We start from the raw sequence: 24020 nt of genomic DNA on the forward strand, positions 1-24020 counted from the left end.
GATCCGGGTAGCTGGCTTACGGCTACCCCGATCTTAACTGACACGAGAATACGCATAGCCTATGAAGCCAATTTTTAGCCGTGGCCCGTCGCTACAGATTCGCCTTATTCTGGCGGTTTTGGTGGCGCTTGGCGTGATAATCGCCGACAGCCGCCTGGGTACGTTCAGCCAAATTCGAACGTACATGGATACAGCCGTCAGCCCTTTCTACTTTGTCTCAAATGGTCCAAGGGAATTGCTGGATAGCGTTTCGCAAACGCTGGCCACCCGCGACCAGCTCGAACTGGAAAACCGCGCGCTGCGCCAGGAACTGTTGTTGAAGAACAGCGACCTACTGATGCTGGGCCAGTACAAGCAGGAGAACGCGCGTCTGCGTGAACTGCTGGGCTCTCCGCTGCGTCAGGACGAGCAAAAAATGGTGACTCAGGTCATCTCAACGGTTAATGACCCCTATAGCGATCAGGTCGTTATCGATAAAGGCAGCGTTAACGGCGTTTATGAAGGCCAGCCGGTGATCAGCGATAAAGGCGTTGTTGGTCAGGTGGTCGCGGTGGCGAAACTGACCAGCCGCGTGCTGCTGATTTGCGATGCCACGCATGCGTTACCGATTCAGGTACTGCGTAACGATATTCGCGTGATTGCCGCAGGCAATGGCTGTACCGATGATTTGCAGCTGGAACATCTGCCGGCCAATACCGATATTCGCGTTGGCGATGTCCTGGTGACTTCGGGCCTCGGTGGCCGCTTCCCTGAAGGGTATCCGGTGGGGGTGGTTTCGTCCGTTAAGCTGGATACGCAGCGTGCGTATACGGTGATTCAGGCGCGTCCGACAGCCGGTCTGCAGCGCCTGCGTTACCTGCTGCTGCTATGGGGAGCCGATCGCAACGGCGCGAATCCGATGACGCCGGAAGAGGTTCATCGCGTAGCGAATGAACGCCTGATGCAGATGATGCCGCAGGTTCTGCCTGCTCCGGATGCTATGGGGCCGCAGATGCCGGCTCCGGCAACCGGTATGCCACAGCAGTCTCAGCCAGCGGGGGGGCAATAGTGGCAAGTTATCGTAGCCAGGGACGCTGGGTTATCTGGCTCTCGTTTCTTATCGCACTATTGCTGCAAATAATGCCCTGGCCGGCGGACATTAGCGTTTACCGGCCAAACTGGGTATTGCTTATCCTGTTGTACTGGATCCTCGCGCTACCCCACAGGGTTAACGTCGGTACAGGCTTTGTGATGGGGGCGATCCTCGATCTCATCAGCGGCTCGACGCTTGGCGTTCGCGCACTATCATTAAGTATTGTGGCTTATCTGGTCGCGCTGAAATATCAGCTGTTCCGCAATCTGGCGCTCTGGCAACAGGCGTTGGTAGTAGTCATGTTATCCCTCTCCGTGGATATCATTGTTTTCTGGGCAGAGTTTTTAGTGATCAACGTCTCTTTCCGTCCGGAAGTGTTCTGGAGTAGTGTAGTAAACGGTGTGCTCTGGCCATGGATTTTCCTGCTGATGCGTAAAGTGCGCCAGCAGTTTGCGGTGCAATAAGGTTGATATGACGACTCTGTATCTTGCTTCAGGTTCTCCGCGTCGGCAGGAACTGCTGACTCAGCTTGGCTTCGCTTTTGAGCGCGTGGTTCCCGGTATTGAGGAACTGCGCCGCCCACAGGAGAGCGCACAGCAGTATGTGGTCCGTCTGGCGCGCGAAAAGGCGCAGGCTGGCGTCGTGCTGGCACCGCGCGATCTGCCCGTTTTGGGCGCGGATACCATTGTCATCCTTAACGGTGAAGTGCTGGAAAAACCGCGCGATGCCGGGCACGCCGCCGAGATGCTGCGCATGCTTTCCGGGAAAACTCATCAGGTGATGACCGCCGTGGCGCTGGCCGATAAGCAGCAGATGCTGGATTGCCTGGTGGTCACGGAGGTCACTTTCCGCGTGCTCTCAGTACAGGATATCGCCGATTATGTCGCCAGCGGCGAACCGTTAGATAAAGCAGGTGCATACGGTATTCAGGGGTTGGGTGGCTGTTTCGTCAGGAAGATAAATGGCAGCTATCACGCCGTCGTTGGCTTACCGCTGGTGGAAACGTATGAGTTGCTAAGTAACTTTAACTCACTGCGTGAAGAAAAGGGATAAAGATGACTGCTGAATTATTAGTTAACGTAACGCCATCAGAAACGCGCGTCGCTTACATTGATGGCGGTATTCTCCAGGAAATTCATATTGAGCGTGAAGCGCGACGCGGAATAGTAGGCAATATCTACAAGGGTCGTGTCAGTCGGGTGCTGCCGGGAATGCAGGCGGCTTTTGTAGATATTGGCCTGGATAAGGCCGCGTTTCTGCACGCTTCTGATATTATGCCGCATACCGAGTGCGTGGCGGGCGAAGAGCAAAAGCAGTTCGCCGTCCGCGATATCTCCGAGCTGGTGCGTCAGGGGCAAGATTTAATGGTGCAGGTGGTTAAAGATCCTCTCGGCACCAAAGGTGCCCGCCTGACCACCGATATCACCATTCCTTCTCGCTATCTGGTCTTTATGCCCGGGGCTTCGCATGTCGGCGTCTCTCAGCGTATTGAAAGCGAAGCGGAACGCGAACGCCTGAAAAAAGTGGTGTCTGAATACTGCGATGAACAGGGCGGATTCATTATCCGTACCGCGGCGGAAGGCGTTCATGAGCAGGAGATGGCCGCAGATGCCGCCTATTTAAAGCGCGTCTGGACAAAAGTGATGGAGCGCAAAAAGCGCCAGCAGACGCGTTATCAAATGTACGGTGAACTGGCGCTGGCGCAGCGCGTGCTGCGTGATTTCGCCGATGCGCATCTTGACCGTATTCGCGTTGACTCCCGTCTGACCTACGAATCGCTGCTGGAGTTTACCGCCGAATATATTCCGGAGATGACCAGCAAGCTGGAGCATTACAGCGGCCGCCAGCCGATTTTCGATCTTTTCGACGTGGAAAACGAAATTCAGCGCGCGCTGGAACGTAAAGTTGAGCTGAAATCAGGCGGTTATCTAATCATTGATCAAACGGAAGCGATGACCACCGTTGATATCAACACCGGCGCATTCGTCGGTCACCGTAATCTTGACGATACTATCTTTAATACCAATATTGAGGCGACCCAGGCGATTGCTCGTCAGCTACGGCTGCGCAATCTTGGTGGGATTATCATCATTGATTTCATTGATATGAACAATGAAGATCACCGTCGCCGGGTGCTGCACTCTCTTGAGCAGGCGCTGAGCAAAGACCGGGTTAAAACCAGCATTAATGGCTTCTCCCAGCTTGGACTAGTAGAGATGACCCGCAAGCGCACTCGTGAAAGCGTGGAGCATGTGCTATGTAATGAGTGTCCTACCTGCCACGGGCGCGGTACGGTGAAAACGGTGGAAACGGTGTGCTATGAAATCATGCGCGAAATCGTGCGCGTGCACCACGCCTACGATTCCGACCGGTTCCTGGTCTATGCTTCTCCTGCGGTAGCGGAAACGCTGAAAGGGGAAGAGTCGCACGCGCTGGCAGAAGTCGAGATCTTTGTCGGTAAGCAGGTCAAAGTACAAATTGAACCGCTCTATAATCAAGAGCAGTTTGATGTCGTAATGATGTAATCATCCGTTTGCTTGCTGATGTCGGGATAAAGAGGCGGGCGAAAGGATGACGCGTAACAGGCTGACAAGGAGAGATGCGTGAGGCGACTGCCCGGGATATTACTGCTCACCGCGGCAACATTGATTGTTGTCGTCGCACTGCTGGTGAGCGGTCTGCGTCTCGTTCTGCCGCAGTTGAACAGCTGGCGTCCGCAGGTGCTGGAAAAAGTCTCCGCGATGGCCGGCGTGCCGGTCGATGCCTCAAACATTGTCGCCAGCTGGCAGACTTTTGGCCCAACGTTGGATGTCCGCGATGTTAAGGCCGGCCTGAATGACGGCGGTGAGCTTTCCGTCAAGCGCGTCACTCTGGCGCTCGACGTCTGGCAAAGCCTGCTGCATATGCGCTGGCAGTTTCGCGATCTGACCTTCTGGCAGCTGCAGATTCATACCAATACTCCTATTCAAACCAATAACGGCGGTGAAGGGCTGAAAACCGACCGTATCAGCGATCTTTTTCTCCGCCAGTTCGACCACTTTATTCTTCGCGATAGCCATCTGAGCTTCCTGACGATCTCGGGCCAGCGGGCAGAGCTCTCCATCCCGCAGCTTACCTGGCTGAACGGTAAAAATCGCCATCGCGCTGAGGGGCAGCTTAGCCTTAGCAGCCTGACCGGCCAGCATGGCGTGATGCAGGTGCGCATGGACCTGCGCGATGAAGACGGCTTGCTCAATAAGGGGCGCGTCTGGCTTCAGGCCGATGATATCGACGTTAAGCCATGGCTTGGTCGCTGGATGCAGGACAACATCGCCCTGCAGAGCGCGCGGTTTAGCCTTGAAGGCTGGATGACCATCGACAAAGGCGACGTCGCCAGCGGGGATGTATGGCTGAAAAAAGGCGGTGCCAGCTGGCAGGGTGATAAAGATAAGCATCATCTCTCGGTTGATAATCTGACGGCGCACATCTATCGCGATAATCAAAGCTGGGGCTTTGACATCCCGGATACGCGCATTTCGATGGATGATAAACCCTGGCCGCGCGGCGCGCTGTCGATGGCGTGGATCCCGGCTCAGGATGTGGGGGGAAAAAATGGTCAACGCAGCGATGAGCTGCGCATTCGCGCCAGCAATCTTAACCTTAGCGGCCTGACCGGGCTGCAGCCGATGGCGGATAAACTGGCACCGTCGCTGGGCGAAATCTGGCGTACGACGCAGCCGGACGGCAAAATCAACCTTCTGGCGCTGGATATTCCGCTACAGATGGCGGAAAAAACGCGTTTCCAGGCGGACTGGAGCGACATGTCCTGGAAGCAGTGGAAGCTGCTGCCCGGCGCGGAGCATTTCTCCGGCAACATTGCCGGCAGCGTGGAAAACGGTACCCTGCATGCCCGCATGGCGCAGGCGAAAATGCCCTATGAAACGGTCTTTCGCGCGCCGCTGGAAATCGCCCAGGGCGATGCGACCCTCAGTTGGGTGAAGAATGACAAAGGTTTTATGCTCGATGGTCGCGACATCGACGTACAGGCTACCGGTGTTCGTGCCCGCGGCGGGTTCCGCTATCTGCAGCCGCAGGGCGATGAACCCTGGCTCGGTATTCTGGCCGGTATCAGTACCAACGACGGCGGTCAGGCATGGCGCTACTTCCCGGAAAATCTGATGGGCAAAGCGCTGGTGGATTATCTCAGCGGAGCGATTAAAGGCGGCCAGGCCACTGATGCCACGCTGGCTTATGGCGGCAACCCGCACCTTTTCCCGTATAAGCATAATGAGGGGCAATTCCAGGTCACTGTGCCGCTAAAGAACGCCACCTTTGCCTTTCAGCCTGACTGGCCTGCGCTAACCGGCCTGAATATCGACCTTAACTTTATCAATGACGGACTATGGATGAAGGCCGATAAGGCAATGCTCGGCAAAGTGACCGCCAGCAATCTCGATGCGGTGATCCCCGACTATTCGCGTGAAAAGTTATTAATCGATGCCGATGTTAACGGTCCGGGTAAAGAGGTTGGTCCTTATTTTAACGAGACGCCGCTGAAAGAGACGCTGGGCGCGGCGCTGGATGAGCTTCAGTTGGACGGTAATGTGAGCGCTCGCTTACATCTTGATATTCCCCTGGATGGCGAGATGACCACCGCTAAGGGTGATGTCCGGCTGGACAATAACAGTTTATTTATCAAGCCTATTGATACCACATTGCAGAACCTGAACGGTAAATTCAGCTTTGTAAACGGCGACCTGAAAAGCGAACCGATGAGCGCGACCTGGTTTAATCAGCCGCTGAATATCGATTTCTCGACCACCGAAGGCGCAAAAGCATTCCTGGTAGACGTCGGGATGAACGCCAACTGGCAGCCCGCGCGTACCGGTTTACTGCCGAAAGCCCTGGATGGCACCCTGAGCGGTAGCGTGCCCTGGGACGGTAAAGTCGCGATTGAGCTTCCGTATCGCGGTAACGCTAGCTATAAGGTGGATGTTAACGCTGACCTGAAGAATGTAAGTAGTCACTTACCTGCACCGGTCGATAAACGGGCCGGTGAGCCTCTACCGGTAAACATTAAGGTTGATGGCGGCCTAAGCAGCTTTACTCTGGCCGGCTCCGTGGGGGCGAAAAATCATATCAATAGCCGCTGGCTGCTGGGTCATAAGCTGACTCTGGACCGCGCTATTTTAACCACTGACAGTAAAGCCGTGTCTCCACTCCCCGGGCAGCCTGGCGTGGAGCTGAATATGCCGCCGATGGATGGTGCGCAGTGGCTGGCGCTGTTCCAGGGCGGCGCGGCCAATGACGTCAGCAGCAATATGATTTTCCCCGAGCAGGTCACGCTGCGTACGCCGGTGTTAACGATGGCGGGCCAGAGCTGGAATAACGTCAGCCTTGTTTCCCAACCCGGCGCCGGAGGGACGAAGATTGAAGCCCAGGGACGTGAAGTTAACGCCACCCTGACAATGCGGAAAAACGCACCGTGGCTGGCAGCCATTCGCTATCTCTACTACAACCCCACTGCAGCGAAAAGCGGCGGGACGGAAAAAAGCAGCGGCCCTCTGGCAGACGCAAAAATGGATTTCCACGGCTGGCCGGACCTTCAGCTTCGCTGCGCCGAGTGCTGGCTGTGGGGGCAAAAATATGGTCGCATCGAAGGCGATTTCACTATTCGCGGAGATACCCTGACGCTGGCGAATGGCCTGGTGGATACCGGTTTTGGCCGCCTGACGACCGATGGCGTGTGGGTGAGCGCGCCGGCGAGCGTACGAACCTCTTTAAAAGGTAAACTGCACGGTAATAAAACCGATGATTTCGTGAACTTCTTCGGCGTATCCACGCCGGTAAAAGGTTCTTCGTTTGATATTGATTATGACCTCCACTGGCGTGCGCCGCCGTGGCAGCCCGACGTTGCCTCGCTTAACGGGATCCTTAAAAGCCGTCTTGGGAAAGGCGAGTTTACCGATCTCAGCACCGGTCATGCCGGCCAGCTACTGCGTTTATTGAGCGTTGACGCGCTGCTGCGCAAGCTGCGTTTCGACTTTAGCGATACCTTCAGCGAAGGTTTCTACTTCGATTCCATTCGCAGTACGGCGTGGATTAAAGACGGCGTTCTCCATACCGACGATACGCTAGTTGATGGCCTGGAAGCGGATATTGCCATGAAAGGGTCGGTGGATCTTGTCCGCCGTCAGCTGAATATGCAGGCCGTGGTCGCGCCGGAAATTTCCGCGACCGTGGGCGTCGCTGCAGCCTTTGCCGTTAACCCGATAATCGGCGCCGCGGTCTTTGCCGCCAGCAAGGTATTGGGGCCGCTGTGGAATAAAGTTTCTATTCTGCGCTATCGCATCACCGGTCCTATCGATCAGCCGCAAATTAACGAAGTTCTGCGCCAGGCGCGAAGTGACAAAAAGCAATGATTTGACGATTGTGCGTAATTACCGCACTCTCAATAGAGAACCTATTTTATTTCCGCCCGAGAGGCGGCAACAAACGAGTAGCAAAACGATGAGTCTGAACCTGGTAAGTGAACAATTACTGTTGGCAAACGGCCTGAACCATCAGGATCTGTTTACCATTCTTGGCCAACTGGCCGAGCGCCGTCTGGATTACGGCGATCTCTATTTTCAGTCGAGCTATCACGAGTCCTGGGTTCTTGAAGACAGCATCATTAAAGATGGTTCGTACAATATCGACCAGGGCGTCGGCGTCCGTGCGGTGAGCGGGGAAAAAACCGGCTTTGCCTATGCGGACCAGATTAGCCGACTGGCGCTGGAACAGAGCGCGCAGGCGGCGCGTACCATTGTACGCGACCACGGCGATGGTAAAGTTCATACCCTCGGCGGAGTGGAGCACAGCTCGCTCTATACCAGTATCGACCCGCTGCAAAGCATGAGTCGGGAAGAGAAGCTGGATATTCTGCGCCGGGTAGATAAAACCGCCCGCGCGGCCGATAAACGGGTGCAGGAAGTTTCCGCCAGCCTGACCGGCGTCTATGAGTTAATTCTTGTTGCCGCCACTGACGGCACGCTGGCGGCGGACGTGCGCCCGCTGGTTCGTCTTTCCGTCAGCGTGCTGGTGGAAGAGGATGGCAAACGCGAGCGCGGCGCTAGCGGCGGCGGTGGTCGCTTTGGCTATGACTATTTCCTGGCCTCGCAGGATGGCGATGTGCGCGCAGATGTATGGGCGAGAGAAGCCGTGCGTATGGCGCTGGTCAATCTGACCGCCGTCGCAGCGCCTGCCGGAATGCTGCCGGTTGTGCTGGGGGCGGGCTGGCCTGGCGTGCTGCTTCATGAAGCCGTCGGTCACGGACTGGAAGGCGATTTTAACCGTCGCGGGACCTCGGTATTCAGCGGCCATATGGGCGAATTGGTGGCCTCTGAGCTGTGCACCGTGGTGGATGATGGCACCATTGCCAACCGTCGTGGCTCCGTCGCCATTGATGACGAAGGTACTCCGGGCCAGTATAACGTTTTGATTGAAAACGGCATTCTCAAAGGCTATATGCAGGACAAGCTCAACGCCAGGCTGATGGGTGTGGCGCCAACCGGCAACGGTCGTCGCGAATCCTACGCGCACCTGCCTATGCCGCGTATGACCAACACCTACATGCTGGCGGGGAAATCCACGCCGCAGGAGATTATCGAATCGGTCGATTACGGCATCTACGCGCCGAACTTTGGCGGCGGTCAGGTGGATATCACCTCCGGGAAATTTGTCTTCTCCACGTCTGAAGCCTACCTGATTGAAAAAGGCAAAGTGACCAAAGCGGTGAAGGGGGCGACGCTCATCGGCTCAGGTATCGAAGCGATGCAGCAGATTTCGATGGTGGGGAACGATCTGAAGCTGGACAGCGGCGTCGGCGTTTGCGGCAAAGAGGGCCAGAGCGTACCGGTTGGCGTTGGTCAGCCAACGCTCAAAGTGGATAAACTCACCGTCGGCGGCACCGCCTGATATCTCTCAATGCGCTTTCGCTCGCGGCGAAAGCGCACATCACCTCCGCGGGGTCGCGATGAAAGCCGCGCGTCAGCAGCAGATAGTCGAGTTACTCAGTCAGCACCGCACCCTAACCACTGAAGCGTTATCCCAGCTTCTGCAGGTCAGCATCGAGACCGTTCGTCGCGATTTGAGCGAGCTGCAGAAACAGGGGAGTATTCAGCGTAGCCACGGGCAGGCGCGCGTTCTCCTGCGCGATAATCACAGTGGCGAGAAGCCGTTTCATAGCCGCGTGAAAAGCCATTATGCCCATAAATCTGATATTGCCCGTACCGCGCTGGCGTGGATTGATGAAGGCATGACGATCGCGCTGGATGCGAGCTCAACCTGCTGGTTTCTGGCGCGTCAGCTACCGAATATTAACCTGACGGTGTTTACCAATAGCCACCCGGTTTGCGTAGAGCTGGGCCGCCGTGAACGGATCCAGCTGATCAGCGCCGGTGGTCAGCTTCAGCGTCAATATGGCTATTACGTTAACCCTGCGCTGCTATCGCAGGTCAAATCGCTGGAGATCGATCTGTTCATTTTTTCCTGCGAGGGGATCGATAACGACGGCGTTCTCTGGGATTCCAGCGCCAATAATGCCGCTTACAAATCGCTGCTCCTGAAACGGGCGGCACAGTCGCTATTGTTAATCGACAAAAGCAAATTTCATCGCTCCGGCGAGGTGAACATCGGCAATCTCCGCGACGTGACGCAGATTATTTCCGATGCCGGGCCTGATAATGCGTTATTACCCTTTTTCGCAGGCTCTGGACGCTAGCGGGCTATTCCCCGACCGTGCATACCCTGGTAAATATTTGCCACCCCGACGAAATACTCGGTCAGGTAATTAATGCATACCTGTACCTTCAGCGGCAGCTTATCTTTCTCGGTATACAGCGCGTATACCGGTCGCGGATCGGACTGGTAGCTCGGCAGCAGGATCTCCAGTTCGCCGCGGTTGATCTCTTCGATCGCCCACATCAGCGGAACGTAAGCTACGCCGACGCCTGCCGTCAGCCAGCGCACCAGCGTCATTGGATCGTTAGTGACGAATCTGCCCTGAGGGATCAGCTTGGTTGAAATGCCTTCCGGAGCGATGATTTCAAATTCGTTATCCGGCCGGACGCTGTATTCCAGCCAGGAGTGGCTGGCGAGATCCGCCGGCTTTTCCGGACATCCGGCGTGCTGGAGATAGCTTTTCGCCGCACAGAGCACCATTGGCATAGAGCCCAGACGGCGGGAAAAGAGGCTGGAGTCCTGCAGCGCTCCCACGCGAATCACCACGTCCAGACCGTCCGCGATCAGGTCCGGCGCCGGGATGCCGGTGACCAGGTTTATGGAGAGCCCCGGGTGCTCTTTGAGCATATCGGCGGTTATGCGAGCCAGGACATTCTGTGCCATAGTTGAAGAACAGCCGATGCGCAGCGTACCGATGGGCGTATTGTTAAACGCGTATAGCTGTTCATGGACATCCTGGACTTCGAACAGCATCCGCCGACAGCCTTGATAATATATTTTTCCCGCTTCTGTTAAGCCCAGGCTGCGCGTACTGCGGTTGAGTAGCTTAACCTGTAGCTCATCTTCCAGTTTGGCTACCGTCTGGCTGATGGAAGAAACGCTCATCTGGAGCTGGCGGGCCGCGGCGGTAAATGAACCTAATTCCACCACTCTGGCAAAAACGGACATGCGTTTTAATCGTTCCATTATTCACTCTGGCTTAAAAGTGATTTAGATCACACATTATAGATAAGACCGCAATTGTTACGTTACTATATAGTTAGCTTAATAATAAACGCATCGCGCATATCACCTGTACGCTTCTTATCAAGGTCATCATGAGTCTGTTTCCTGTCATTGTGATTTTCGGCTTGTCGTTTCCGCCGATCTTCTTTGAGTTGCTGTTGTCGCTCGCCATCTTCTGGCTGGTGCATCGCCTGCTGGTTCCGACCGGCATCTATGATTTTGTCTGGCATCCGGCACTGTTTAATACCGCGCTCTATTGCTGCCTGTTTTATCTGATATCGCGTTTGTTCGTTTGAGGTAGATGTGAAAACACTAACAAGAAATATCCTCCGTACCGCAATCACTGTGATACTGGTTATCCTGGCATTTTTGGCGATTTTTCGCGCATGGGTGTATTACACCGCCTCGCCGTGGACGCGCGATGCGCGCTTTAGTGCGGATATTGTGGCCATCGCTCCCGATGTTTCCGGCCTGATTTCGCAGGTGAATATCAAGGATAACCAACTGGTTAAGAAAGACCAGGTTTTGTTCGTCATTGATCAGCCGCGTTACCAGAAAGCCTTAGCTGAGGCTGAAGCCGATGTCTCCTATTACCAGACTCTGGCGCAGGAGAAGCGCGTTGAAGCCGGCCGTCGTAACCGCCTTGGCGTCCAGGCCATGTCCCGGGAGGAGATTGACCAGGCGAATAACGTTCTGCAAACCGTTGAGCATCAGTTGGCAAAAGCGATCGCGAGTCGCGATCTGGCGAAGCTTGATCTTGAACGCACGGTCATTCGCGCTCCGGCTGATGGCTGGGTGACGAACCTGAACGTCTACAGCGGCGAGTTTATCACCCGCGGTTCTACCGCGGTTGCGCTGGTCAAGCAGAATACCTTCTATGTGATGGCCTACCTGGAAGAGACCAAGCTTGAGGGCGTGCGTCCTGGCTTCCGCGCCGAAATTACCCCGCTGGGAAGCGTGCAAACCCTTAAAGGCACCGTCGACAGCATTGCTGCTGGGGTGACCAATGCCAGCAGCAGTAGCGATACGAAAGGGCTGGCCTCTATTGACTCTAATCTTGAATGGGTACGCCTGGCACAGCGGGTGCCGGTACGTATTCACCTTGACCAGCAGCAAGGTAATCTCTGGCCGGCCGGGACGACGGCGACGGTGGTGATTACTGGTAAAGACGACCGCGATTCCAGCCGGACAAGTTTCTTCCAGAAACTGGCGATGCGCCTGCGTGAGTTCGGTTAATCGCCATGGGGATTTTCACCATCGAACCCCGGCATCTCCGCTTTGCCATTAAATTAGCCTGTGCGGTGGTGCTGGCGTTATTCGTCGGTTTTCACTTTCAGCTGGAAACACCGCGCTGGGCGGTGCTTACCGCGGCCATCGTGGCCGCCGGCCCGGCGTTTGCCGCCGGCGGAGAGCCTTACTCCGGGGCTATCCGCTATCGCGGGATGCTGCGTATTGTCGGTACCTTTATCGGCTGTATCGCCGCGCTGGCGATTATCATCCTGATGATCCGCGCCCCGCTGCTGATGGTGCTGGTCTGCTGCCTGTGGGCAGGGTTCTGTACCTGGATCTCCTCTCTGGTGCGGGTTGAGAACTCCTATGCCTGGGGCCTGGCGGGCTATACCGCGCTTATCATTATTATCACTATCCACGAAGAGCCGATGCTGGCGCCGCAGTTCGCCGTCGAACGGTGCAGTGAAATTGTTGTTGGTATCGTCAGCGCTATCGTGGCCGACCTGCTATTTTCGCCGCGGTCGATTAAAAAAGAGATCGACCTTGAGCTGGATAACCTGCTGATCGATCAATACCGCCTGATGCAGCTTTGCGTGGCGTATGCCGATAAAGACGAAGTCGATAAGGCCTGGAGCGCGCTGGTTCGCCGCACCAACGGGCTGGAAGGGATGCGCGGAAACTTAATTATGGAGTCCTCGCGCTGGGCAAAAGTGAACCAGCGGCTGAAGGCGATCAATACCCTCTCTTTGACCTTAATTACCCAGGCCTGTGAAACCTATTTGATTCAGAATACCCGGCCTGAGATGGTCACCGATGACTACCGCGAGCTGTTCGCTGAACCGGTTGAGACCGTGCAGGACGTGCACCGCCAGTTAAAGCGGATGCGCCGCTTTTTAACCTGGAAGGGAGAGCACAATACGCCGGTGACGATCTACAGCTGGGTCGGGGCCGCGACGCGCTATCTACTTTTGAAGCGGGGCGTGGTTGGCAATACCAAAATCAGCCGTATTGAAGCGGAAGTGCTGCAAGGTGAAGTGGTGGTGAAGGCGGAATCCGCCGAGCGACATCATGCGATGGTCAACTTCTGGCGTACGTCGATCTCCTGCATCCTCGGTACGCTGTTCTGGCTGTGGACCGGCTGGACTTCAGGTAGCGGGGCGATGGTGATGATCGCAGTTGTCACTGCCTTAGCGATGCGTTTGCCTAATCCGCGAATGGTGGCTATCGATTTCCTCTACGGCACGTTGGCGGCATTACCGTTGGGGGCGCTGTTTTTCCTCGTGATTATGCCCGCGACTCAGCAAAGTATGCTGCTGCTGTGTATCAGCCTGGCGGTGATGGCATTTTTTATCGGTATCGAGGTGCAAAAGCGGCGGTTGGGTTCGCTGGGGGCGCTGGCCAGCACCATTAATATTCTGGTGCTGGATAATCCGATGAAGTTTCAATTCAACCAATTTCTGGATAGCGCCTTAGGCCAGATCGTGGGGTGTTTCCTCGCGCTGATGGTGATTTTACTGGTTCGCGATAACTCTCAGGCTCGCACCGGTCGCGTGTTGCTCAACCAGTTTGTCTCGGCGGCGGTATCATCGCTGACCACCAATACGGCGCGACGAAAGGAAAACCATTTGCCGGCCCTGTATCGCCAGCTCTTTTTGTTGCTGAATAAATTTCCCGGCGATATCGCCCGCTTTCGTCTGGCGCTGACCCTGATTATTGCGCATCAGCGCCTGCGCGACGCGCCAGTACCGATAAATGACGACCTGTCGGTATTCCACCGGCAGTTGCGTCGTACGGCGGATCGCGTCATTTCCGCCAGTAGCGATGATAAGCGCCGCTACTATTTTGCCCGCCTGCTTAATGAGCTGGATATTTACCAGCAAAAATTACAGCTCTGGGAAGCCTCTCCGCAGGTGACCGAGCCGGTGCGAAGGCTGGTGGAGATGCTGCATAAGTACCAGCATGTATTAACCAATAGCTAGCCGCCAGAACCGACGCCTGAAGCGTCGGTTTTTTTATCGCTATACTTAATTGTCTGAGTATGAATTCTACCGTCAGAGTGGAACTACACGCCGGGATGACCGGGCTATGAAAAGTTGCAGGTGTGGACAGGATGCGGGCAATGACTACCTATACCTTTGATTTTGATGAAATAGCTGAACAGCAGGATTTTTATCGTGAGTTTTCACGTACCTTTGGCTTAACGCGTGAGAAAGTGAACAACCTGGATTCGCTGTGGGAAGCGGTGACCGCAGGGCTGCTGCCCCTGCCGCTAGAGATTGAGTTTATTCATTTAAGCGATAATCAGCGACGGCGCTTTGGCGCGATAATATTGCTATTTGATGAAGCGGAAGAAGAGCTGGAAGGGGAGCTTCGTTTTAATGTGCGGCAGTCGTAAAAAAGCCCCCGACAGAGCGGGGGCAAGTCGTCGGATAAGACGACGAGGGTTTATTTGTACAGCTCAGCCGTAGCGTGCCAGCTATCGCCGGTACGGGCTTCAATAATTCGGTAGCTGCTGGCGCCTTCTTTTTCAGCTTTAGCCGCCAGTTCCTGGCGCATATCCATCGGCGCGCTGCCTACCTGAGAAACGGAAACGGTGCCCATGGACTGCAGATTTTGCGCCTGTTCAGCATTCACTTGATTGATGGCAGCGTTTGCGCCGAAAGAGAGAACGGAAGCCAGACCCAGGGATGCGATGATAATTGCGCTTTTCATAATCTTTTCTCCAACCTTAATATTTGCAGCGGCGGGAAGCTTAATAAACCTGGGGCCGCTGGAGAGATTCTGTTTCAGTTAATGACCGACAATCGTTAAATCTTATTTATAAAGCTCAGCCGTTGCGTGCCAGTGGTCACCGGTACGTGCTTCAATAATGCGGTATGAAGAAGCACCTTCTTCTTGTGCTTTCTTGTTCAGCATTTCGTGCATATCCATCGGGGAAGAACTTACCGCGCCGACGGAAACGGTGCCGATTGCCTGACGGCCTTGAGCCTGTTCGCTGTTGATAGAGTCAGCGGCGAAGGCGCCGAAAGACAGAACGGAAAGGATGCTTAATGCTGCTACAGTGGTTTTGATTTTCATGATGTTCACCTCGTCGAATCTTTTTGTTGGGGGTCTTTGTTTCGTGACCCTCATCACAAAATCAAGTATACACTAATCACTGAAAATATTAATACCTTGCTAATTGTTTTTCATGTAAATAATTACAAAGAAATGTCTTTTTTATAACGTATAAGAATTAGAAATGTCACAATCTTGCCAGGTTAGGCGATTATGATTAATAAAATCATGAAGTTATATGAATTTGATCTTTTGTGCGCTTAAGTGGGTTTCATCACGTAAATGAATGTATAGAAACGGAAAAACACACAAAATGTTAAAGAAATGATAATTTTTTGAAGGGATACCCTCTGGCGTTAACCAGAGGGGAGGGGATCAGAGTTCCTGCTCAAACAGAACGAGAATGGCGTCATGCAGCTCTTTAACGGTAAAACCCCTGGCCGGGGTGGTAAAGATAGTGTCATCACCGGCAATGCTGCCGAGAATACCTTCAGCTTTGCCCAGGGAGTCCAGAAGCCGGGCGATCAGCTGCGCTGCGCCTGGGCTGGTATGAATAACCACGACCGAATCGTTATAGTCGATATCCAGCACCAGGTTTTTTAGCGGGCTGGAGGTCGTCGGGACGCCAAGCTCGGCGGGCAGGCAGTAAACCATTTCCATTTTGGCGTTACGCGTGCGTACGGCGCCAAACTTAGTGAGCATACGTGAGACTTTCGATTGGTTGATATTATCGAAGCCTTCCTCTTGCAGAGCCTGTACGATTTCACCTTGAGAGCTGAATTTTTCTTCTTTAAGCAGCGCTTTAAACGCCTTAACCAGTTCTTCTTGTTTTGCCGAACTACGCATAAGTCACCCAATTATGGTGGTAAAAACAACATCATTATGCATAAACATGCATTTTTATGCAAATAATCCGCAGGGGAGAAGCGTAAATAATGTTATGAAGGGCGCATATTTTAGCAAAAAACCCTAATAAGGAACATGCTTTCGTCACGGCGCGCAAATTGCTACAAAAGTAAATGAAATGTTATTAAATGATGTTGTTCTGCTCAATGCGCTGGGTGTATTGTAACCAATAGTCGATCCGGTACTACGCTTTGCTGGATGGTCAGTCTCAGGGAGGAAAATGCGAAGCTGCTGCATCGCTGCGCACGACCACGCATTCTTCAGCCATAATTATTGTAATTGTTCATCTTGTGAATTAAGGTCCAGGCGACGGAGTAACGAAAGACTATTTTAACCATAATAAGGAGTTTAGGATGAAAGTTGCAGTCCTCGGCGCCGCTGGTGGAATCGGCCAGGCGCTTGCCCTACTACTTAAGACCCAACTGCCTTCAGGTTCAGAACTCTCGTTGTACGACATCGCTCCGGTAACTCCGGGCGTGGCGGTTGATCTTAGCCATATCCCTACCGATGTAAAAATCAAAGGTTTTTCCGGCGAAGACGCCACCCCTGCGCTGGAAGGTGCTGATGTGGTGCTGATATCCGCGGGCGTAGCGCGTAAGCCCGGAATGGATCGCTCCGATTTATTCAACGTTAATGCCGGTATTGTGAAAAATCTGGTACAGCAAATCGCCAAAACCTGCCCGCAGGCCTGCGTCGGGGTTATCACCAACCCGGTGAACACCACCGTGGCGATTGCCGCAGAAGTGCTGAAAAAAGCCGGTGTTTACGATAAGAACAAGCTGTTTGGCGTCACGACGCTGGATATTATCCGCTCGAATACCTTTGTCGCTGAACTAAAAGGCAAATCTTCGTCAGACGTTGAGGTTCCGGTTATTGGCGGCCACTCCGGTGTGACTATTCTTCCTTTATTGTCACAAATTCCGGGCGTCAGCTTCAGCGATCAGGAAGTGGCGGATTTGACTAAACGCATTCAAAATGCTGGTACTGAAGTTGTTGAAGCAAAAGCCGGTGGTGGCTCAGCAACGCTATCAATGGGGCAGGCCGCCGCGCGATTCGGTCTCTCTTTAGTTCGTGCCATGCAGGGAGAGAAAGGCGTGGTGGAATGCGCCTATGTTGAAGGTGATGGCCAATATGCCCGCTTCTTCTCTCAGCCGTTGCTGTTAGGTAAAAATGGCGTAGAGCAGCGTCAGTCTATCGGTAAACTGAGCGCGTTTGAGCAGCAGGCGCTGGAGGGGATGCTGGATACGTTGAAGAAAGATATCGCCCTTGGCGAAGACTTTGTGAATAAATAACGCTTCATTAAAAGAGAAGCCGGAGCCTGGGTTCCGGCTTTTTTATGCCTTTCTCCCGCCCCTGAATGACTCAACCTGCTGGTAAATCTGCTAAACTCCCCGCGTCTTGAGCGGCAACAAACGAGGACGTCGTGAAAAAAATTGAAAGAAAGCAGACCAGGGACCAAATTACTCAAATGATCCGTTACGAGATCCTTTCCGGCAGTATGAAGTCGGGGGATGAGCTCGCGCAGGAGAGTATTGCGGAACAGCTGGGGCTTTCTCGTATGCCGGTTCGTGAAGCGTTACAGGCCCTGGAGCAGGAAGGGTTTCTGGTGCGCTTGCCAAACCGCCATATGCAGGTCTCTCGGCTGGAGCCTGACCACGTCAGCCATATTTTCCAGGCCATTGCGGCGATGGCAACGGCGCTTTTTTCACTGGTGCCCGCGTCGGCAGGCGAGTCGCTGGCTACGAGAGCGCGAGAGTTGGGGCTTCCTGGTGAAAGGATTCGGGAGCTGGCGTTTCATCAGGCGCTTATTTCTTATATTGATAACCGCTATCTGGAAAAAATTTATCAGCAGTTTTTAGATGGTTATATCGGCTATGTCATTCTGTATCTGAAAGAGGATAATCAGGAGTCGGCGCAAATACTCAGTTCTTTGATGGATGCTATCCATCAAGGCGATCGCGCCGAGATCGCGCAGGAAACGCAGCGTTATTTCCTCTCTCTGGCAGAAATAATGCGTCAACACATGAAGGATTGGGAAAGTGCAGAAGCCTCGATTAGGGAAAATTAAGCTTCTTTCAGCGAAAGAGCAGGTCGCGGCAGTCTTACGTAAAGCGATACTGTCGCGAGATTTAGTTGAAGGGCAAGAAATAACCCTTGAAGGGATCGCCAGTATGGTTGGCGTATCCAGTATGCCCGTGCGTGAAGCATTTCAGATACTGGCTGCGGATGGGCTGATTAAAGTCCGCCCCAATAAAGGGGCGGTTGTGCTGGGGATTAACGAACAAACGATTCGCGAGCATTACGAGATTCGCGCGCTGCTGGAGAGTGAAGCGGTCGCTAAAGCTTCTCGCCCTGGGACGGACATTTCGCGCATTGCCGAAGTTCATTACGCTGCGGAAAAAGCGTTGGCGGAAAATAACTCAGCTGAATATTCTGACCTCAATCAGGCTTTTCATATGGAGATATGGAACGCGGCCGGAAACGGCAAAATGAAGCTGCTGCTCAGCAATATGTGGAACGGGCTCTCGATGGGGCATAAGGTCACCGAGGAAGAGTACGCGATCATTTCCATACGCGAGCATAAAGGGATTTTACTGGCCCTGGAGCAGCATAATGAAGCGTTGGCCCGTCAGCTAATGCGCGAGCATATCATCCGTTCGATGGAAAATATGCTGACGCGCTATGTCGACGAGCCCTCGGCCTGACCTAATCGCCTGTACGATCGTTGCAGGCGTCTTATCTATTCATTCCATAAATTAATTTCGCTAAGGTACTGCTTTTGCGGGGTTTTGATAAAGATCGCAATCCTGACTCTTTCGTGAAAAACGCATTGACTTAGTCTTTGTATGGGAATAGTTTCCCTCTCGTCAATATTGGATACAATATCATATATCATTGATGGGATAATTATAAATATGGAACCGATTACCATTACTCTATGTTTGCTGGTGTTTGCTATCGCCATGTTTGTGTGGGAAAAAATACCGCTCGCGGTCACGTCTATGGTGGTTTGCGTCGCGCTGGTTCTCACCGGCGTGCTCAATCTCAAGCAGGCTTTCGCCGGCTTTATCGACACCAACGTTATTCTCTTCGTCGCCATGTTTATCGTCGGCGGGGCGCTATTTGAAACCGGGATGGCGAATAAGGTGGGGGGCGTGATTACTCGCTTCGCGAAAACGGAAAAGCAGCTGATTTTTACCATTATGGTCGTGGTTGGCGTGATGTCCGGTTTCCTCTCCAATACCGGTACCGCAGCCGTCCTGATCCCGGTCGTTATCGGTGTGGCGGCAAAATCAGGCTTTGCTCGTTCCCGACTGCTGATGCCGCTGGTTTTCGCTGCCGCGCTCGGCGGTAACCTGTCGTTGATTGGCGCGCCGGGCAACCTGATTGCGCAGTCAGCTTTGCAGAATATTGGCAGCGGTTTTGGCTTTTTTGAATATGCCAAACTCGGTTTACCGATGCTGGTTTGCGGCGTTATTTACTTCTTGACCATCGGCTATAAATTCCTGCCCAACCACCCGAACCGTGGGGAAGTTGGCAGCGTCGGCGAACAGCGCGATTACAGTCACGTTCCGCGTTGGAAGCAAATCCTCTCTTTCGTTGTTCTGATCGCCACGATCCTCGGCATGATTTTCGAAAAGCAGACCGGTGTGAGTCTTGCGGTAGCGGGCTGTATCGGCGCGCTGGTGCTGGTGGTTACCGGCGTGCTTACAGAAAAGCAGGCCTATAAAGCCATTGATTCTCAGACTATTTTTATCTTCGGCGGCACGCTGGCGCTGGCGAAAGCGCTGGAAATGACCGGGGCGGGAAAACTGGTGGCGGATCACGTGATTGGCCTGCTGGGTCAAAACTCTTCGCCGTTTATGCTGCTGGTGGTGGTCTTTGCGCTGTCCATCATTATGACTAACTTCATGTCCAACACCGCGACCGTCGCGTTGTTAGTACCGGTGAGCCTGTCGATTGCGGCGGGCATGGGCGCCGATCCTCGTGCGGTGCTAATGGCGACGGTTATTGGCAGTTCTTGCGCCTACGCCACGCCAATCGGCATGCCTGCCAACATGATGGTGCTGTCGGCAGGCGGCTATAAGTTTGTTGACTACGCCAAATCCGGCATCCCACTGATTATCGTTTCCACCATTGTCAGCCTGATTCTGCTGCCAATCCTTTTCCCTTTTCATCCGTAATGAACGGAAGCTGTCCTGACTAAGGAGCCTGTATGAGCAAAAGTGAACAGATATCCCATATGACCAATATTATGGCCAAATTTGTGGGGTACACCGGCAAAGTCTTGCCTGATGATGTCACCGTAAAACTGGAAGAGTTGCATAAGAAAGAGACCAGTAAACTGGCCGACGTCATCTTTACGACCATGATTGAGAACCAGCGTCTGGCAAAAGAGCTGGATCGCCCTTCATGCCAGGATACCGGCGTGATTCAGTTTCTGGTGGAGTGCGGGGCTAACTTCCCGCTGATCGGTGAACTGGAAGCGCTGCTGCGTGAAGCGGTGATCAAAGCGACCGTGGATTCCCCGCTGCGCCACAACAGCGTTGAGACTTTTGATGAATACAACACCGGTAAAAACGTGGGTAAAGGTACGCCGACGGTATTCTGGGAGATCGTTCCCAATTCCGATCGGTGCAGCATTTATACCTATATGGCGGGCGGCGGCTGTTCCCTGCCGGGGAAAGCGATGGTGCTGATGCCGGGCGCGGGTTATGAAGGTGTTACCCGCTTTGTTCTCGACGTGATGACCAGCTACGGTTTAAACGCGTGCCCACCGCTGCTGGTAGGCGTGGGCGTGGCGACTTCCGTTGAAACGGCGGCGCTGCTGTCGAAAAAAGCGCTGATGCGCCCTATAGGCTCGCACAATGAGAATGAACGTGCGGCGTCGTTGGAAAAAATGCTGGAAGACGGCATTAACAAAATTGGCCTTGGGCCTCAGGGGATGTCCGGTAATACCTCCGTCATGGGTGTGAATATTGAAAACACCGCGCGCCATCCCTCCACCATCGGGGTGGCGGTGAACGTCGGCTGCTGGTCGCACCGAAAAGGACATATCGTTTTTGATAAAGACTTGAACTACACCATTACGTCTCACAGCGGAGTGAATTTCTGATGACTAAAAAAATCCTTACGACGCCGATTAAAAATGAAGATTTAGCCGATATTAAAGCGGGCGATATTATTTATCTCAACGGTCATATTGTGACCTGTCGCGATGTGGCGCACCGTCGTTTAATTGAAGGTGGGCGCGAATTACCCGTTGATGTTAGCGGTGGCGCTATTTTACACGCCGGACCGATTGTCCGTCCGATTAAAGGTGAGGACGATAAGTTTGAAATGGTTTCCGTTGGGCCGACCACCAGCATGCGCATGGAAAAATTCGAAAAAGAATTTATTGCAAAGACCGGCGTGAAATTAATTGTTGGGAAAGGCGGCATGGGGAAAGGTACCGAGGAGGGATGCGCGGAGCATAAAGCGCTGCACTGCGTATTCCCGGCCGGTTGCGCGGTAGTGGCTGCGGTGTGCGTGGAAGAGATCGAAGATGCGCAGTGGCGCGATCTGGGAATGCCGGAAACGCTATGGGTATGTCGGGTAAAAGAGTTTGGTCCGCTAATTGTCTCTATTGATACCCATGGAAATAACCTGTTCGAACAGAACAAAATTATTTTTAACCAGCGTAAAGAGCTCGTCGCTGATGAAATATGCCAGAACGTAAGCTTTATCAAATAATCTGGGTTATATGAATTGCACGATAATGATGGCGATACGTTTATTGCGATAATAAACAAGGACTCTGGCCGGGGCGGTTCAGGGAACTCCATCCTTATTATTTTCGTTATATACCCAGTGGATTTCGAGTTGCTTTGAGGCGGCAAGAGAGAGAATCCCCAGGAGCTTACTCAAGTAAGTGGCTGGGGTGAACGAACGTAGCCAACAAAGAAGCAACTTGAAAGACGATGGATATAAATAACATCATTATCGTGCCTCCTGCCTGAAGGCTATTTTATGACTAATGCAGCACTGTTACTGGGTGAAGGCTTCACCCTGATGTGCCTCGGCATGGGCTTTGTGCTGGCGTTTCTGTTCCTGCTGATTTTCGCCATCCGCAGCATGTCCGCCGCCGTCAACCGCTTCTTCCCGGAACCGGCTCCCGCGCCGAAGGCCACACCTGCCGCCGCGCCCGCTGACGACTTCGCCCGCTTAAAGCCGGTAATTGTCGCCGCTATTCACCACCATCGCCGCCTTAACCCTTAATTCACGGAGGAATCCATGACCGTTGCCATTACCGATGTCGTCCTGCGCGACGCCCACCAGTCCCTGTTTGCCACCCGCCTGCGCCTCGACGATATGCTCCCCGTCGCCGCGCGGCTCGACGACGTGGGCTACGGCTCCCTCGAATGCTGGGGCGGCGCCACCTTTGACGCCTGCATCCGCTTCCTCGGCGAAGACCCCTGGGTCCGCCTGCGCGAACTGAAAAAGGCCATGCCGAAGACCCCGCTGCAGATGCTGCTCCGCGGCCAGAATCTGCTCGGCTACCGCCACTACGCCGATGACGTGGTGCAGCGCTTCGTTGAGCGCGCCGTTAAAAACGGCATGGACGTGTTCCGCGTCTTCGACGCCATGAACGACCCGCGCAATATGCAGGCCGCCCTGCAGGCGGTGCGCAGCCACGGCGCGCACGCCCAGGGCACGCTCTCCTACACCACCAGTCCGGCTCACACCCTGCAGACCTGGCTCGACCTGACCGAACAGCTGCTGGAAACCGGCGTCGATTCCATTGCGATTAAAGACATGTCGGGCATTCTCACCCCGATGGCCGCCTTTGAGCTGGTGAGTGAAATCAAAAAACGTTATGACGTGAAGCTGCACCTGCACTGTCACGCCACCACCGGGATGGCGGAGATGGCCCTGCTGAAGGCCATCGAGGCCGGCGTCGACGGCGTCGATACCGCCATCTCGTCCATGAGCGCCACCTACGGCCACCCGGCCACCGAGGCGCTGGTGGCGACGCTGGCCGGAACGGAACATGACACCGGGCTGGATATCCTGAAGCTGGAGAGCATCGCCGCGTACTTCCGCGAAGTGCGCAGAAAATACCACGCCTTCGAAGGCCAGCTGAAGGGCACCGACAGCCGTATCCTCGTGGCCCAGGTGCCGGGCGGCATGCTCACCAACCTCGAAGGCCAGCTGAAGCAGCAGAACGCCGCCCACCGTCTGGATGAGGTGCTGGCGGAAATCCCCCGCGTGCGCGAGGACCTCGGCTTTATCCCGCTGGTCACCCCCACCTCGCAGATTGTCGGCACCCAGGCGGTGCTTAACGTCCTCACCGGGGAGCGCTACAAAACCATTGCGAAGGAGACCGCCGGCATTCTGAAGGGCGAGTACGGCCACACCCCGGTGCCGGTCAACGCGGCATTACAGGCCCGCGTGCTGGACGGCGCCGAAGCCATCACCTGCCGCCCGGCGGACCTGCTGAAGCCGGAGCTGGCGGAGCTGGAAGCCGACGTGAAGCGCCAGGCGCAGGAGAAGGGCATCACGCTTGCGGAGAACGCCATCGACGACGTGCTCACCGTGGCGCTGTTCCCGCAGGTCGGCCTGAAGTTCCTTGAGAACCGCCATAACCCGGCGGCCTTTGAGCCGCTGCCGCAGGCGGAAGAGGCAAAACCTGCCGCCGCTCCGGTGAAAGCCGCCGCTTCCGGCGTCTACACCGTGGAAGTGGAAGGGAAAGCCTTTGTGGTGAAGGTCAGCGACGGCGGCGATATCAGCCCGCTGACAGCGGCCGCTCCGGCGGCGCCTTCCGCCCCGGCTCAGGCTGCCGCCCCGGCAGGCGCCGGTACGCCGGTGACCGCGCCGCTGGCGGGCACTATCTGGAAGGTGCTGGCCACCGAGGGCCAGAGCGTGGCCGAGGGCGACGTACTGCTGATTCTGGAGGCCATGAAGATGGAAACCGAAATCCGCGCCGCGCAGGCCGGGACCGTGCGCGGTATCGCGGTGAAATCCGGGGACGCGGTCGCGGTGGGCGACACCCTGCTGGCCCTGGCGTAAG

At 54.6% G+C, this 24020-nt stretch carries 23 protein-coding genes; 19 read left to right on the forward strand and 4 right to left on the reverse strand.

Features of this window, described 5'->3' with window-relative positions:
* The first annotated feature begins 61 nt into the window (after positions 1 to 61).
* The 7 genes from mreC to fucR all read left to right on the forward strand — a co-directional run bounded on the left by mreC (position 62) and on the right by fucR (position 9812).
* A complete protein-coding gene (gene mreC / locus EGY08_RS17660) occupies positions 62 to 1048 on the forward strand; it encodes a rod shape-determining protein MreC (RefSeq protein ID WP_004125831.1) in 987 nt (328 codons plus the stop codon).
* The gene (gene mreD, locus EGY08_RS17665) at positions 1048 to 1536 is read left to right on the forward strand and encodes a rod shape-determining protein MreD (RefSeq protein WP_004125830.1); all 489 of its coding nucleotides are present in this window, start codon (positions 1048 to 1050) and stop codon (positions 1534 to 1536) included. The genes mreC and mreD overlap by 1 nt, the downstream gene beginning before the upstream one ends.
* Before the next feature lie 7 nt (positions 1537 to 1543).
* Positions 1544 to 2125, forward strand: a complete 582-nt coding sequence (locus tag EGY08_RS17670) for a Maf family protein (protein WP_004125828.1) — start codon at positions 1544 to 1546, stop codon at positions 2123 to 2125.
* A gap of 2 nt (positions 2126 to 2127) precedes the next feature.
* On the forward strand, positions 2128 to 3597 hold the full coding sequence (gene rng / locus EGY08_RS17675) for a ribonuclease G (RefSeq protein ID WP_004125826.1): 1470 nt from the start codon (positions 2128 to 2130) through the stop codon (positions 3595 to 3597).
* A gap of 78 nt (positions 3598 to 3675) precedes the next feature.
* Positions 3676 to 7473, forward strand: a complete 3798-nt coding sequence (gene yhdP / locus EGY08_RS17680; RefSeq protein WP_123828719.1) for an AsmA2 domain-containing protein YhdP — start codon at positions 3676 to 3678, stop codon at positions 7471 to 7473.
* 88 nt (positions 7474 to 7561) lie between these two features.
* Entirely contained in the window at positions 7562 to 9007 is a 1446-nt protein-coding gene (gene tldD / locus EGY08_RS17685) for a metalloprotease TldD (RefSeq protein WP_004125820.1), read from the forward strand.
* 58 nt (positions 9008 to 9065) lie between these two features.
* Complete coding sequence (gene fucR, locus EGY08_RS17690; RefSeq protein ID WP_004125812.1) at positions 9066 to 9812, forward strand: L-fucose operon activator; 747 nt, start codon at positions 9066 to 9068, stop codon at positions 9810 to 9812.
* On the opposite strand, the gene aaeR is transcribed toward fucR, so the two are convergent.
* On the reverse strand, positions 9809 to 10738 hold the full coding sequence (aaeR, locus tag EGY08_RS17695) for an HTH-type transcriptional activator AaeR (RefSeq protein ID WP_004125810.1): 930 nt from the start codon (positions 10736 to 10738) through the stop codon (positions 9809 to 9811). The two genes, fucR and aaeR, sit on opposite strands and share 4 nt — an antisense overlap.
* Before the next feature lie 131 nt (positions 10739 to 10869).
* Here aaeR and aaeX point away from each other — a divergent pair, with 131 nt between their 5' ends.
* From aaeX to EGY08_RS17715, 4 genes are all read left to right on the forward strand, one after another.
* Positions 10870 to 11073, forward strand: coding sequence for a p-hydroxybenzoic acid efflux pump operon protein AaeX (gene aaeX, locus EGY08_RS17700; protein WP_002918640.1), 204 nt, complete (start codon positions 10870 to 10872; stop codon positions 11071 to 11073).
* A gap of 7 nt (positions 11074 to 11080) precedes the next feature.
* A complete protein-coding gene (gene aaeA / locus EGY08_RS17705) occupies positions 11081 to 12013 on the forward strand; it encodes a p-hydroxybenzoic acid efflux pump subunit AaeA (RefSeq protein WP_087829071.1) in 933 nt (310 codons plus the stop codon).
* A gap of 5 nt (positions 12014 to 12018) precedes the next feature.
* Positions 12019 to 13986: a p-hydroxybenzoic acid efflux pump subunit AaeB gene (aaeB, locus tag EGY08_RS17710; RefSeq protein WP_049114907.1), complete on the forward strand. Its 1968-nt coding sequence runs from the start codon at positions 12019 to 12021 to the stop codon at positions 13984 to 13986.
* A 140-nt stretch (positions 13987 to 14126) separates the two neighbouring features.
* A complete protein-coding gene (locus tag EGY08_RS17715; RefSeq protein WP_004125798.1) occupies positions 14127 to 14402 on the forward strand; it encodes a barstar family protein in 276 nt (91 codons plus the stop codon).
* Positions 14403 to 14452: 50 nt separating this feature from the next.
* On the opposite strand, the gene yhcN-B is transcribed toward EGY08_RS17715, so the two are convergent.
* The 3 genes from yhcN-B to argR form a co-directional block, all read right to left on the reverse strand.
* Entirely contained in the window at positions 14453 to 14719 is a 267-nt protein-coding gene (yhcN-B, locus tag EGY08_RS17720) for a DUF1471 family stress response protein YhcN-B (protein WP_004125795.1), read from the reverse strand.
* A 102-nt stretch (positions 14720 to 14821) separates the two neighbouring features.
* Complete coding sequence (yhcN, locus tag EGY08_RS17725) at positions 14822 to 15085, reverse strand: peroxide/acid stress response protein YhcN (protein ID WP_004106226.1); 264 nt, start codon at positions 15083 to 15085, stop codon at positions 14822 to 14824.
* A 354-nt stretch (positions 15086 to 15439) separates the two neighbouring features.
* On the reverse strand, positions 15440 to 15910 hold the full coding sequence (argR, locus tag EGY08_RS17730) for a transcriptional regulator ArgR (RefSeq protein ID WP_004106225.1): 471 nt from the start codon (positions 15908 to 15910) through the stop codon (positions 15440 to 15442).
* A gap of 413 nt (positions 15911 to 16323) precedes the next feature.
* Here argR and mdh point away from each other — a divergent pair, with 413 nt between their 5' ends.
* The 8 genes from mdh (at position 16324) to oadA (ending at position 24019) form a co-directional block, all read left to right on the forward strand.
* Complete coding sequence (gene mdh / locus EGY08_RS17735; protein ID WP_004125793.1) at positions 16324 to 17262, forward strand: malate dehydrogenase; 939 nt, start codon at positions 16324 to 16326, stop codon at positions 17260 to 17262.
* Positions 17263 to 17393: 131 nt separating this feature from the next.
* Positions 17394 to 18038: a GntR family transcriptional regulator gene (locus EGY08_RS17740; protein ID WP_004125791.1), complete on the forward strand. Its 645-nt coding sequence runs from the start codon at positions 17394 to 17396 to the stop codon at positions 18036 to 18038.
* Entirely contained in the window at positions 18010 to 18675 is a 666-nt protein-coding gene (locus tag EGY08_RS17745; RefSeq protein ID WP_004125788.1) for a GntR family transcriptional regulator, read from the forward strand. The genes EGY08_RS17740 and EGY08_RS17745 overlap by 29 nt, the downstream gene beginning before the upstream one ends.
* Positions 18676 to 18885: 210 nt before the next feature.
* Positions 18886 to 20154: an SLC13 family permease gene (locus EGY08_RS17750; RefSeq protein ID WP_004125778.1), complete on the forward strand. Its 1269-nt coding sequence runs from the start codon at positions 18886 to 18888 to the stop codon at positions 20152 to 20154.
* Between the two features lie 32 nt (positions 20155 to 20186).
* A complete protein-coding gene (gene ttdA, locus EGY08_RS17755; protein ID WP_004125775.1) occupies positions 20187 to 21086 on the forward strand; it encodes a L(+)-tartrate dehydratase subunit alpha in 900 nt (299 codons plus the stop codon).
* Positions 21086 to 21703 (forward strand): L(+)-tartrate dehydratase subunit beta, encoded by a 618-nt coding sequence (gene ttdB, locus EGY08_RS17760; RefSeq protein WP_049114911.1) that lies wholly within the window; start codon positions 21086 to 21088, stop codon positions 21701 to 21703. The genes ttdA and ttdB overlap by 1 nt, the downstream gene beginning before the upstream one ends.
* A gap of 276 nt (positions 21704 to 21979) precedes the next feature.
* Positions 21980 to 22228: an oxaloacetate decarboxylase subunit gamma gene (locus EGY08_RS17765; protein ID WP_123828720.1), complete on the forward strand. Its 249-nt coding sequence runs from the start codon at positions 21980 to 21982 to the stop codon at positions 22226 to 22228.
* Positions 22229 to 22243: 15 nt separating this feature from the next.
* Complete coding sequence (gene oadA / locus EGY08_RS17770) at positions 22244 to 24019, forward strand: sodium-extruding oxaloacetate decarboxylase subunit alpha (protein WP_004125768.1); 1776 nt, start codon at positions 22244 to 22246, stop codon at positions 24017 to 24019.
* Position 24020: the final 1 nt, after the last annotated feature.

The sequence above is a fragment of the Klebsiella sp. FDAARGOS_511 genome (assembly GCF_003812845.1).
GTDB classification, from domain to species: domain Bacteria; phylum Pseudomonadota; class Gammaproteobacteria; order Enterobacterales; family Enterobacteriaceae; genus Klebsiella; species Klebsiella grimontii.

Coding starts and splice junctions, on each gene's coding strand:
- ttdA (WP_004125775.1), top strand. CDS start 20,187: ATGAGCAAAAGTGAACAGATATCCCATATGACCAATATTATGGCCAAA.
- rng (WP_004125826.1), top strand. CDS start 2,128: ATGACTGCTGAATTATTAGTTAACGTAACGCCATCAGAAACGCGCGTC.
- EGY08_RS17715 (WP_004125798.1), top strand. CDS start 14,127: ATGACTACCTATACCTTTGATTTTGATGAAATAGCTGAACAGCAGGAT.
- ttdB (WP_049114911.1), top strand. CDS start 21,086: ATGACTAAAAAAATCCTTACGACGCCGATTAAAAATGAAGATTTAGCC.
- aaeB (WP_049114907.1), top strand. CDS start 12,019: ATGGGGATTTTCACCATCGAACCCCGGCATCTCCGCTTTGCCATTAAA.
- oadA (WP_004125768.1), top strand. CDS start 22,244: ATGACCGTTGCCATTACCGATGTCGTCCTGCGCGACGCCCACCAGTCC.
- EGY08_RS17765 (WP_123828720.1), top strand. CDS start 21,980: ATGACTAATGCAGCACTGTTACTGGGTGAAGGCTTCACCCTGATGTGC.
- tldD (WP_004125820.1), top strand. CDS start 7,562: ATGAGTCTGAACCTGGTAAGTGAACAATTACTGTTGGCAAACGGCCTG.
- fucR (WP_004125812.1), top strand. CDS start 9,066: ATGAAAGCCGCGCGTCAGCAGCAGATAGTCGAGTTACTCAGTCAGCAC.
- EGY08_RS17750 (WP_004125778.1), top strand. CDS start 18,886: ATGGAACCGATTACCATTACTCTATGTTTGCTGGTGTTTGCTATCGCC.
- mdh (WP_004125793.1), top strand. CDS start 16,324: ATGAAAGTTGCAGTCCTCGGCGCCGCTGGTGGAATCGGCCAGGCGCTT.
- argR (WP_004106225.1), bottom strand. CDS start 15,910: ATGCGTAGTTCGGCAAAACAAGAAGAACTGGTTAAGGCGTTTAAAGCG.
- mreC (WP_004125831.1), top strand. CDS start 62: ATGAAGCCAATTTTTAGCCGTGGCCCGTCGCTACAGATTCGCCTTATT.
- aaeX (WP_002918640.1), top strand. CDS start 10,870: ATGAGTCTGTTTCCTGTCATTGTGATTTTCGGCTTGTCGTTTCCGCCG.
- yhcN-B (WP_004125795.1), bottom strand. CDS start 14,719: ATGAAAAGCGCAATTATCATCGCATCCCTGGGTCTGGCTTCCGTTCTC.
- EGY08_RS17670 (WP_004125828.1), top strand. CDS start 1,544: ATGACGACTCTGTATCTTGCTTCAGGTTCTCCGCGTCGGCAGGAACTG.
- yhcN (WP_004106226.1), bottom strand. CDS start 15,085: ATGAAAATCAAAACCACTGTAGCAGCATTAAGCATCCTTTCCGTTCTG.
- aaeR (WP_004125810.1), bottom strand. CDS start 10,738: ATGGAACGATTAAAACGCATGTCCGTTTTTGCCAGAGTGGTGGAATTA.